We start from the raw sequence: 12,251 nt of genomic DNA, 5'->3' as shown, positions 1-12,251 counted from the left end.
AAATACCAAAGTATAAAAATGTACGTTGATTAATTTTTTTACTTGTCTTTGTCTTATTGAGAGATGGCTGATGGAGGGTTATTTTGTGTAGATCGATGGCAGCATGGTGAGTAAATTATTCATATTATTTTAATCATGCATTGTTAACCTTCGTGTCGAAGTGGAAGTGCTAGAGGTATATTTTATAAAATGGATACTATTTGAGATTTAAAATAGCCCCCACCAATTAATAGATCAGCTAATTCAACTTCATGAAACAATTACAAGTGCTACAGCACTATTTGGAAAATACCAGCTAATTTCAGGTGTAAATATACCCCATACATATTCAATCTCATATCTAAGATAATTCCCGAATCACAAAAAGCCTAAGCACATGACCTAGGCTAATGAATGTTCATATTCCTTTACCCTTCGATAGAATGTATTGGGCTTCATATCTAGTTCCTTCAACGTTCAGACTCAGCCATATATGATAAAAGTTCTAACACAATACTGCTTATAACCTTCTCTAATCCATTCTTGTATTGCCGTGTATCTAACAGTGGCATGTCAATTATGACAATGTGAGCACCTATGTTCTGGGCAATATCCTGCCATTCATTCTTTATCTCTTCTGCATTCCGTCCTAATCGATCCAGCTCTTTAACGAAGAGAATATCACCTTTACGAAGCACATTCTTCATAGCTTGATAATATGGTCTGTCGAAATTCTTTCCACTCTGTTTGGGACTAGATACTAAGCGCCTTAATCTGCTTCTCTGTGATGTCTACTGTAATTACAATTCCTCAGATTAGTATTTTTCCTATCACTGCACCCGTATCATTCTTTTGATTGTCCCTCTTGATGCATGGTTACAACCTACCCACATGTTATATATACTACTATTTAAAATAATATAGCCCTTCCGAATTATAGCATTTTTATTAGTAAACGCTCTCTTCATGTTATATAATATTTTGCTTTCATTCCTATTTTCCAGATATCCGCGTATAAATCAGTAAAAGTGCATATTGTTTGTGTCAGATTTATGCCGCCCAGTGTCATCCTTATTTAAGGTTTATTTACTCATTCTAACATTTGGACAATCCATCTGGACAATCACTATGATGAAAAGATAATTAAGCAAGATTGAAAGTTAACCTAATTAAGCCATTCAAAATGGAATTAGGACTTCAAAGGTTTCCCTTTGGTACTACAGCATGGATAAAAAGCGCGAGTCAAAGTGCTGAATTCGCCCCTGTAACCCGCGCCTTTTTATGCTTCTATACATCAATCACTGTCCTATTGAGTAAAAAATCAATTTATAACATCCATTAAGCTCTCATAGCCACATAATCAATGGACGTTGAAACTCCGCTCACTTTAAATGATACATTCGATACTTAGACATAAACTTTACAGATGGAGCGCTGAATTAGCAATGAGGACACCTATCAGCTTACTACGGGGTATGGTAAGAGCGGAAAATTCATGTCGGAAGGATCTTTACATACAGACTTCAATTAGTTAATTATTTCCTATAAAATCGTTATTATTCCATATATCAGGATTATTGATCGTTTGATTTTCTCCACGTACAGTGAAATCATAACTATCCTTTGCATTAGTATACCAGTCAACAATGACTAACTTTCCATTCGCACTTTGCACAAGAAATTCAGTAGGTTCAGCAAAACTGCCTACATCCTTTTTAACTTGTGCATCTAATTTAAGATAGAAAAAGTTCTTACCCTCTCCAACATACTTTACTTCTGCTGCATCAACATCAACGCCTGTCACCAAATTATGAGTAAGATTGTTCTTAAGGAACAAATCGTATTGAGAGGTGATTTTTTTTTGCGTATATTGTTTAAGGTTTTCGTTATCTATATAAGTATCCAATTCAATGTCAGAACCGTTCCAGATCGCCCTATAATATTCAGACAGAGCATCCGTACACATTTTGTATGCTGTTTCAAAATCTGAAGCGGTTAGACCACTTTCGTCTTTCGCTAAAAAATAGGAGGAATCTTTTGATGAATTTCCTTTTGTTACAGGCGAAACTCTTGTGTTTTCAGCATTATTAATATCTCCAACAACGGGAACATTGTTATTTTCATTGTCACTAGTACTAGTCTGTTCGCATGCATTAAGAGTTAATAAAATCAATAATAACAGGTAAGCACGTTTCATTAAGTTTCCTCCTATGAAAATATTCTCGAACTACAGATAATTAAGGAGGAGAAATTAGTTTGATGCACAACGCCTCAAAAAACCAATGAAGTGTTGTGCATCTCCCCTCAAATTTTTCACTTGTAATAACCAGTCAATTTTATAACCCTTTTGCTATCACCAGGATAAATTTCCTCCGCCTTTTGGTTGTTGTTATAACTATTTTTACCAGAGCGTCCTGTAACCAATGCTCCAAGAACTGACATCGTATTAGTTTCGTAGTATTCAGTAATAATAGTCGAATGCCGCCAATTATTGTAAGATCCGCTCAAATAAAATTGCAATACATCTCCAATTTGATATGGATAGCCTGCGCTAGCATTATATTTGAACGTTGAGTATGTAGTACCCGTCCCAGCCGGACCCTTCGTTGTGTTATTCACCAAAAAATTATACAGGTTTGGTACACCTGACCAGGATGAAGCTCGATTACTCAAACTTCTATAATACCAGCCTGTAGAGGCAATGCCTGTTCCATTAGTATCGTAAGTAATTGCACCACCAGCGAGTAATGCATGAGATACGAAGTTTGTACAGTCCCAATTTCCAGTTATTTGTGAGAAATCGTAGTAAGAAACATTCGAACCACCACTTGCAGGCTGATCTTTTGCTTTATTATTTTTCGCGTAATTTGCTATCGCTGTCTTATTTAATGAAGATAAGGTTGCAAAAGGCGTAATAACCTGATTAGATGATCCGTCATTTTCTAAACTATTGATTTGTACTGGAGCTTCGCGATCAACAGAAAAATAATCGGTGATTTTATCGTTTAATTCCTCTTGTCTTTTAGCGGTATAAGAGCTATCCAGCTTAGAGTTGATATTAACGAGATTACTTATATGATCCCCTTCACCTCTAACATATTCATCATAATAGTCATATGGCATATACCAATCTGAAATAGTAAGCCCTGCATCTGTATTGCGAAATAACATTTTTGACACTTCGCCAAATCCAGACTCCACTTCCATACCCACGTAATTGAATGAGGCCTCAGTACCTATTGTCAAGAGGATGCCTTCTTCGGTAACTTCAGAGGACAGTAAATTGAATTTCAAGACGTAGTTTTCTTTTTGTGCATTTGCGGCATCTACCACAAATTGTTTTGTTTTCATTTTCTTTTCCAAGTAATCAGACAGTTCGGAATCAAGCAATTCTGTTCTGACAGTTGATTTGTTATCTAATTGCTTTGTTCCGAGATCGATATTTTCATAGTAATTCTTCAACAATTCTTTTGCAAGGGAATAACTAGTTGTCACGGCAGATAAGCTAATCGCTCTATCCTGAGTGTTCAATTCAATTTGTAATGGACTACTGGGTTCAACATACGAATCATCAAAATTATGGTCTGGTAGAATAATATCTTGAGTATCAATCTCAGATGGGTTACTTTGAGCCTGAGCAGCTGGAATATTCATGGAAAGTACAAGTGCACCTACAATCACATTGCTCATTATTTTTTTCAAAAAAAATCATTCCTCTCATCTCATTTGTATAAAAAAAACAATACTACAAACATGAAATTAAAGTTTTTTTGCAACACACCTCCTAGAACGATCATTAATAATAATCCTAACAATCGTTTCAATGAGCTATTTTTACGCCCTTGAAAAAAAAGTAAAAACATTACAATTTTTTTGAAATCTTTTCCAATATAAAATATTCCCTTAAATCTGTCAATTATAATAGAGAAAAACAATAATGTTATAGATTACAGTCCTTCAGCCTAAAGTAGAAGCCGCTGCTAAAAAGGAGAGCACTGTAGCAGAAAAAGTGGCTTATTACCAAAAGCAAATCAAGAAACTTAAACATTTGATCACTAAGGTACAAATCGAACGTAGTACAGAGGGTTAAAGGTTCAAAAGGTTATAGCAAGTCTTGAATTAGAAAGGAAATATATTAAGCAAAGTTTGTATTATTCAGAGAAAATTCTTGAACTTTATAATTAATCTGCAAGCACTCCATTGGGTTGGGGTGCTTCTATCGTTCCACTGTTGATTGTTTCGATGTCTATCATTGTGAGACAACTTAGTACATAATCTTCCCCGAAATGTTCGTGGAAGCTGTCCCTCAAATTTGAGGATCAGGTATGTGTACACTGAGTACACAGTTAAACTTGTCAGATTGTCATGTGGGTAGTATGGGAAATGGTTGATATGTATAGACTTATTCGGGGAATCCCGAAAAACTATGACAAACAGGAGGAATAGGTAAGGGGTGGAAAACTTTTCACAGGGTCAGAAAGGAATCGTCATATTGACGTATTGCATAATCGATAACTATTTCTTACGGGTACTTGAAGAGGGTACATAATATACTATGGAAAAGTTAATGTGTGACCCCCCTTTGTCTGATTCAAGTCATCATGGATCAGTGTTAACCAAGTTGGTTAGGACTCAACTTGCTTCGCTAAATCGCGATACGATAATCGAATTCAAACCTTCTGACTCCCTTCAATCTGACTGTGAAAAGTTGCGAAGTGAACGGGTTTACGTCACGTCAACCTGTAAAAATATACAACACACACGAACTCTTTTCCACCCGTTAATTCTGCCTATTTTATAAACAATTTCAAAATACATCACATTCGAAATATGGTTACGCACCGTTTTCTCGCTGATGAATAACTGCCCTGCGATGTCACGCGTTGTTTTGTCTTGAACCAGTAATTCGAATACTTCGCGTTCACGGTGGGTCAACAAAAATTTGCTTTTATGATCGATACCCTTCAATGTTCACCCCTCCTTGCTCGGGTTGTGTTGGTGTAACAAGGTTAAGGGGATACAGTCAACTCATCTTATGTCAGGTCAAGGGCGTTGGTTCAGTTTTATAAGAAAAATGGGCAGTAAACATGTGATTCATTGTCCAAAGAGAACGTATGCAATTGTATATGTATTGGATCATGTAAAACAAACATGCCTCTGCAGCGGATGTTACCATCTGCGCAAAGGCACACTTGTTCATGTCTTAAAAAACTACCGATTCATTCGGTTCATCATGCCGCCATCATTGTGATTACGGTTCATCAGGCCATCGTCAAGGATGCCATCGCGGTGATTCATACCTGTTCCGTTCGTTGGGAAAATGCGCTCCACCATCGATTGGAACGTATCGATCATGCCACTGACTGGCTTACCATTACGAATATCTGTGGCATAGTTCTCGACATGCTCCACAAATTCCGGATTGGCTGATACATATACATTCTCGATGTTTGGTGCAAACTGCTTGATTTTGGCTGAAATCTTACCCTTAATCTCAGCTGATGTGTTATCGTCCGTGCTATCTACACGTTGTCCTTCACTTTTCATACCATAATGCCCATCGTCCGTCCCACGTGCTTTGCCGCTGTTTGTCAGACCACGCATCATGCCAATGGTTCCTGTGCCCATGGTTCCATAGATGCTGCGGTCATTCCCCATATGGCTGCGATCCGTAGCCGAATTTGTGTTCAGTCCTGGAGCAATTCCGCTAGTGCTGTATGGAGACATTGTGCCCGTACCACCATTCACACGCATACCACCCATATCGTGATTCATGTTGCCCCCACGCATGGTATCACTGGCATGATTACGCATTGTTCCATTCAGCATGCTCGTACGACCATTGGACTTGCTTTCCAACTTGCCTGCATGACCATCTGCCAAACGAACCGCCACATAAGCATTACGATCCGTTAACATGACACGGGCGGATTTTACTTCCTTCATCTCCGTGATGCGTTTTGCCAGCTCTTCACTGGATTTCAGGTCAGTAACATTGTGCATGCGATAACTTTTCGCACGGATGCCATCCATGCCATTTGTTTCCACACCATAACGGTTGATGCCGTTGGCTTGCTGACGAACACTTTGCGTATGCATATTGTTGGTATCCCGATTCGTGCCACAACCTGTCAAACCGGCCATTACAAAGATTGCAGTAGATAATGATAACGTAATAGCTGTTGCCTTTTTGACTGCTGGCATGTACTCATCCTCCAATGTTTGTTGGTTTTGGTCACAAAGATAGGATGCGCTTCTGTACGTACCGATATGCTGAAAGGATATGGTACCTTACCCTGTAGGTCTGGGTCTTCTGGTTTAGGTCTTTCAGCTTTGCTTATTGATCTTTGGTTTTGATCTGTGGACCGTGAGATTCTTCGCTATATAAAATAAAAAACAGTGCTGCTTGTTCGCAGCACTGCCTCGAAATAATATTTGCATCTCAACACAATAATATCACTTATCTTCCGCCCCGCTCATTTCCCGTCTGTTGATGAGGAAGTCGTTGCGTCATGTGCAGAACTCGACGACTCTTCCGAAGAAGTTGTGGATGCTTTAATTGTATCCGGGAATTTCTCTGCTTCCGTTAAACTGGTTGCATCCATGCCATATGCCCATTGACCATCCGGTGTAATGACCCAGATCTGATCCGGTTTGGATGGCACCGTAAGTCCCCGATACACATCTCTAACTGGTTGCCCATTTACCGTCTGTTCAATAGACAAGGTGAATCGTGGAACAGTACCTTTCAGCTCGGACGCTTTGCGTACATCATCTGCTGTTGACAGGTTTTTGATTTTACCGATAAGGGATATGGCGTCTGTGGAATCAATCGTTTTTCCATTCAGTGTCCAGGTCTGCTCTGCAGCACCGTTCTCCGATGTTGATGTTAACATCCAGGTAGCTGCTTCACCTTCCCACTCCAGAGATCCAACATTTGTCTCATCCATGTTGAACGGTGTAGTATCCAACAAATCACGACGAGACAAAGCTATGTTAGTAATCGCCTCTGTCTGCACGGCAACCACAGGGCCCGAATCAACACGCACATAACGTGCATCATCTGCTGGAAGCTGGCCACCAATAGCCAGTTTGATCTCCCGATTATCTTTGAGTTTGATATCCATACGTGTAGCATCTGTTCCTAATCCGTACTTATCCAGATCCGTTGGCGCTTCTTCCACCACCAGTTCCTGATTCGCACCACTCAGAGCATCTAACCAACTGCTAACACTGTAACCGTTCAGAGGATAGGCTTTTGGCTCAACCATCTGCCATACACCATTTTCAAGCGTCAGGGTTGAAGATGCTGCTGTACCAGATGTCTCCTCCGTTGTGTCATGTATTGTGATAGATTGAATATCCCCGGATTGAATACCGAGCAACTTGGCTTGCACCGCTTCTTCTTCTCGAAAATAATTTTGACTGGCCGCGTACACCCAGCCCACAATCAGTACGATGACCACCAGAATTGTTGGGACCCATTTTCTCATACCCGTCTGCGCCTCCACCATAAGAGTACACCTATGATAACAAAGATGAGTGGGAATGCTACAATAGCCACGAAGAAAATCGTTCTGGCCTGTTCGCCATTCAGGTATGCCATCTCATACCCGGCTTGTACCCTTGGGCGAATCGTCAATCCATTTTCTTTCTCACTCAAATAGTTTACCGTATTCAAAATAAAGTCCCGATTGCCACCATTCGCAATTTCCGAATCCTGCATGAAAATGGACGAACCCAGAATAACCGCCTTCGGTTTGCCATCCGTCGTATCGGCTGCATATCCTAATTCAACGGGTCCCTGAATGTCCTCTTCGGCATCATTGGTTGTTTCATTCTGCAATAAGCCGCCGATATTCGTCTCCCCATAACTGTCATTCGAAGAATGCATTAACGGTGAAAGGGTATATTTATCCTGTTCTTTGCTGGTCAGCGCAATCGACAACGACAACATCGGATACAATTGGCTTGCAGCAAGTTTGTCCGTAATTGCATGTGTACCATACTCCGGCACCACCCAGAGTGGCCCCATCGTACTGGCTTGCTGATTATCCACCATGACCGCATGCTCATCAACGACGCCATAGTCAGCCATGAGGGCATCGATGTTTTTCCAACTGGATTTCATATCTTCCACAAATCCGAGGGATAATAACAGCTTGCCTCCATTACTCAGATATGTGCGAATGGCTTTCATTTCCGTATCACTGAGATCACGTTGTGGGCCAATAATGGCGAGTACATCTGCATCTTCCGGAACCTTCCCTGCTTGATTCAGCTGCAACTCTTCCGTCTGCACATTATTTTGTTCCAAGGAGGATTGCAGCGTAGTCATCTGAGCGAGACTCAGCTCTTCATGTCCAGTCAAAAAGACCATTTTGTGCATCTCCGTGGATGACATATTCATGAGCGCCTGCGTAAGTTTTTCCTCACCTGTGAACTGATATGATCCGTCACTTCCGTCACCTGTCGCGGTGAACAAACTGGCGATATCAATCACTTTGTGTTGATCTCCCTGCTCCAGTACAATGGAGCTGCCTGTTATACCGTATTTGGATGCAAGCGCAGGTTCCTGCGTCAGATTATATTGTTTTATTTTCAACTTGCTATTGCGTTTCGTGTATTCCTCGACCATATCCGTGACCTCACGGTTCAGGACGGTGTTGTTGGCATTTTCGACGGTTAACACCAGAATGTTTACGTCATCCTTCACATTTTTGATCGCAGTAAGAGACTGGTCTGATAACGTGTATTGTTTGTTCGAGGTCAGATCCAGCTGGAAGCCGCCAAGTGAATTCAGGAACAGTGTTAGCAAAATAAAGATGCCAATCACCGCTACGGACAACACGGTACTGTTGGTATGACTTAACCATTTTTTCATCTTCTCACCTCCACCGCTTCCGTTCCACAATTTGAATGCTTAACAGCAGAAACACACCCGAAAGGGTGACATAGTACAAGATATCCGGCCCACTAAGCACACCTTTCATGAAGCTGTCGAACCGATTAGTCAGGGCAAACGGGTCCAGCCACTGTTGCAAAGCAGAACCTGTATTGCCTGCGAATGAATCAAGCATCCACAAAACGAGCAAAATAATAAAACCCGCCACCGCAGACACCATCTGATGCTGGGATAATGTAGATGCGAACAGTCCAATCGCCATCATGCTTCCACCCAGGAAAAATAACCCCAGCGCAGACATCCATACCGTCGTCATATCCAATGTCCCATAGAACGACATGATGAATGGGTACACCAGACTGCACAGGATGAGCACAACCAGAATGGCCAGAGAAGCAAGATATTTGCCAAAAATAATTTCTGTTACACGTGCAGGAGAAGTCAGCAACAATTCATCCGTTCCCTGTCTAAATTCCTCTGCAACCAGTCGCATCGTTAACAATGGCACAACAAACAGCAGCATGGACAACGTATCGCCCAACACGAGACGATAATCGACAATACTCGGCTGGTAATATACAAAGCTTGAATAGAACAGCAAACTGGTCATCAGTACATATACGGCAAAAGCAAAATAGGACGTTGGTGACAGAAAATAAGCTTGCAGCTCTTTATTACATACCGCCATCATTCGTCTCATTTGGAGTCCTCCCCTTTGCGAGAATGGGGCGAAGCATCGGCTGCTGTACTAACTGATGTTCCCGATATACTCGACGAGTCGATGTCCGAAGTTACGTCCTGATCCATCTCTGCCCCAGTAACCTTATCCACATTTGCCTCGGTTGTGGTCAGCTTCAGGAAGATTTGCTCCAGACTCAGGTTCTCCTTCTTCATCTCCAGTATCGGTAATCCTGCACCTGACAAAAGGTAGAACAACTCCTCCCGGAAATCTTCCGAGTTTTCTCCAGTAAGCAGCATTTTAACCGTTTCCGCTGAATCTGAAGTAAGTGAAGTATCTTTGCTGGTATTCACATCCGACGCTTGAATGACTTCACTCCGCACCTTCTCCCATGGTATCAGCACATTATGTAATTGCTCCGCAGTGGCCTTCACTTCAATCGACACCTTGAACTGATCCCCCATTGCTGATCCGAAATGCTGAGGTGAACCATCCAGCACGAGTTGTCCCTGATTGATGATCAACATTCGATTACAGAGCGTGCTCACTTCAGGCAAAATATGCGTACTGAGCAGCACCGTATGGTTCTCCCCAAGTTCCCGAATCAGATCCCTGATCTCGATAATCTGATTTGGATCAAGGCCCGATGTTGGCTCATCCAGGACCAGCAGATCAGGCTTGTGAATAATGGCTCCTGCCAGCCCAAGACGTTGCTTATATCCTTTGGATAACCCACGTACCATTTGTCTTTCCCGACCCTGAAGTCCCAGTCTGCTAACCATCTCACTGACCCGCAGCTTAACCTCACGTGCCGGGACATCTCGCAAATTGGCTACGAATTTAAGATAGGACTGCACCGTCATATCCGGATACAGTGGCGGAGTTTCAGGCAGATACCCAATCTTGGAACGAACACGCTGACCCTGCTCATGCACCGATACTCCATCCACCATAATGGAACCCGCGGTTGGATGCACATAGCCCGTAATCATACGCATCGTTGTTGTTTTTCCGGCACCATTGGGTCCGAGAAAGCCAACAATCTCACCACGTTCCATGGTGAAATCCAGTTGATGTACGCCGCGCTGCCCTTCGTAAACTTTGCTGACCTGTTTCACTTCGAGCACATCATTCATCCTTTCCCGTTAAAATACCCGTGCAGCATCGTTCGTTATATAAATTCAACTGAAAATATTACACTTGCACTCCGATGACAGAATAACCTTCCGATCACTGTTATCCCCAGATTTTTTTGATTCCTTGATTTAGAGGGAAAAATCTGGGGATAGCGTATGCTTCCGATGTAGCTTTCTTTTCAGAAAGCTTTTAGGCGAACGCTTCGCTTCTTCAAGTTATTTCTGCCCTCTCCGTTATCGTGTAAATGTTACGTTGAACTTATGTAATAGATAATGGGCACGGGAAGTTCCTTGTATATTACGTGAGCTATCCTAGCCTCAGCTTAATGACACTTAAAAGACAGCTTAAAAATATATGTCCAAAATGTGAACATTCTGACCAACACCCACACCCTGCGCTTAAAGCCAACGTAACATAGAGTACAGGAGAATGTGCTCCTGACCAAAAGTCAGAGGGTGAATCGTGTGAAAGTATTATTCACGTTTTATGTTCCGAGCGGTGGCGTGGATACGTTAAATCGACTGCGCACCACTGTTCTGAAACGCCATGGCATTGAAGCGCACCTATTGTATCTCAACACAGGCTCGGGATTGCAGAACAACAGTGATACGCCCATTTTCACCGCGTCCAGTGATGAGGATATCCATCATATCATTCATACTCATCATTATGATGCCATCATTGCCACTTCAGACATCGCTATGCCCGGCCGCTTGAGAGGACTTGGTTATACCGGACGAATTATTTTTGAAGCGCAGGGACTTGGAACACGCGATCAAGCTCTGGAAACGATACAGATGGGTGTCCCTTACCTTCAAGCCCATTGTGATGCTGCCGTTATACCTCCGACAGACCACCTGCTGGATATGTTCATTCATATCTGTCCTTGGCTTCATCGGTTTGTTATTCCCAATATGCTGGATACCGACACCTTCGCACCAATCTTGGTGGATACCCCACCCTATCCGGTGTTGGCTTGGGTAGGACGACTTGAACACAACAAAAACTGGCGTGAATATTTAATCATATCGAGTGAAATCGTCAAAAAAAATCCGAAAGCCAGACTATGGTTATTCCATGATCCAACTTTGGCTAATCCAGAAGATGAGGTCATGTTCCGGCACATGCTGGCAGAATACGGGCTTGAGGATCGGATTGGCATCTTCATCAATGTTCCTCATTCTCAGATGCCTGCATATTATTCCATGATTGCCGCTTCAGGGGGCATCATGTTATCCACTTCTCTGCTTGAAGGATTCGGTTATGCCGTCGCTGAAGCCATTAGTTGTGGCTGCCCGGTGCTCAGCACGGATTCGGATGGTGTACGTTCATTTATCACACATAATAAGACTGGAAAGTTTTATCCGATTGGCAATGTCATGGCAGCTGTCTCCGAAGCAATGGACCTCATGAACAACAAGAAACTGCGTGAATATATTAGCATTCAGGGCAGACAGCATATGAGCTTGTCTTTTTCACCAGATCGATATGCCATATCTTTCCGTGAAATGATGACAGCACTGCGAATTTTCCATTGAGCATAGCAAAAAA

At 42.1% G+C, this 12,251-nt stretch carries 10 protein-coding genes; 1 reads left to right on the top strand and 9 read right to left on the bottom strand.

The features are described from left to right. Positions 1-449 precede the first annotated feature (449 nt). The 9 genes from QF049_RS29410 to QF049_RS29370 all read right to left on the bottom strand — a co-directional run bounded on the left by QF049_RS29410 (position 450) and on the right by QF049_RS29370 (position 10,690). Positions 450-686: a recombinase family protein gene (locus QF049_RS29410; RefSeq protein WP_307542489.1), complete on the bottom strand. Its 237-nt coding sequence runs from the start codon at positions 684-686 to the stop codon at positions 450-452. Between the two features lie 824 nt (positions 687-1,510). Further along, a complete protein-coding gene (locus QF049_RS29405) occupies positions 1,511-2,176 on the bottom strand; it encodes a hypothetical protein (protein WP_307542487.1) in 666 nt (221 codons plus the stop codon). A gap of 116 nt (positions 2,177-2,292) precedes the next feature. Next, positions 2,293-3,669, bottom strand: coding sequence for an amidase domain-containing protein (locus tag QF049_RS29400; protein WP_307542485.1), 1,377 nt, complete (start codon positions 3,667-3,669; stop codon positions 2,293-2,295). 1,035 nt (positions 3,670-4,704) lie between these two features. Beyond that, positions 4,705-4,947, bottom strand: a complete 243-nt coding sequence (locus QF049_RS29395) for a helix-turn-helix domain-containing protein (RefSeq protein WP_307542483.1) — start codon at positions 4,945-4,947, stop codon at positions 4,705-4,707. Positions 4,948-5,190: 243 nt separating this feature from the next. After that, positions 5,191-6,183, bottom strand: coding sequence for a YhcN/YlaJ family sporulation lipoprotein (locus QF049_RS29390; protein WP_307542481.1), 993 nt, complete (start codon positions 6,181-6,183; stop codon positions 5,191-5,193). Positions 6,184-6,455: 272 nt separating this feature from the next. Further along, positions 6,456-7,472, bottom strand: coding sequence for a DUF4340 domain-containing protein (locus QF049_RS29385; protein WP_307542479.1), 1,017 nt, complete (start codon positions 7,470-7,472; stop codon positions 6,456-6,458). Beyond that, on the bottom strand, positions 7,469-8,863 hold the full coding sequence (locus QF049_RS29380; protein ID WP_150366093.1) for a GldG family protein: 1,395 nt from the start codon (positions 8,861-8,863) through the stop codon (positions 7,469-7,471). The genes QF049_RS29385 and QF049_RS29380 overlap by 4 nt, the downstream gene beginning before the upstream one ends. Before the next feature lie 4 nt (positions 8,864-8,867). Then, positions 8,868-9,584, bottom strand: coding sequence for an ABC transporter permease subunit (locus QF049_RS29375; RefSeq protein WP_017692528.1), 717 nt, complete (start codon positions 9,582-9,584; stop codon positions 8,868-8,870). After that, positions 9,581-10,690, bottom strand: a complete 1,110-nt coding sequence (locus QF049_RS29370) for an ABC transporter ATP-binding protein (RefSeq protein WP_307543480.1) — start codon at positions 10,688-10,690, stop codon at positions 9,581-9,583. Before QF049_RS29370 ends, QF049_RS29375 begins: the two co-directional genes overlap by 4 nt. 465 nt (positions 10,691-11,155) lie before the next feature. Here QF049_RS29370 and QF049_RS29365 point away from each other — a divergent pair, with 465 nt between their 5' ends. Then, positions 11,156-12,238, top strand: coding sequence for a glycosyltransferase family 4 protein (locus tag QF049_RS29365; protein ID WP_307542476.1), 1,083 nt, complete (start codon positions 11,156-11,158; stop codon positions 12,236-12,238). Positions 12,239-12,251: the final 13 nt, after the last annotated feature.

Source organism: Paenibacillus sp. W4I10, assembly GCF_030816325.1.
Lineage (GTDB): Bacteria > Bacillota > Bacilli > Paenibacillales > Paenibacillaceae > Paenibacillus > Paenibacillus amylolyticus_B.
This window is presented reverse-complemented; position numbering and strand designations above follow the sequence as displayed.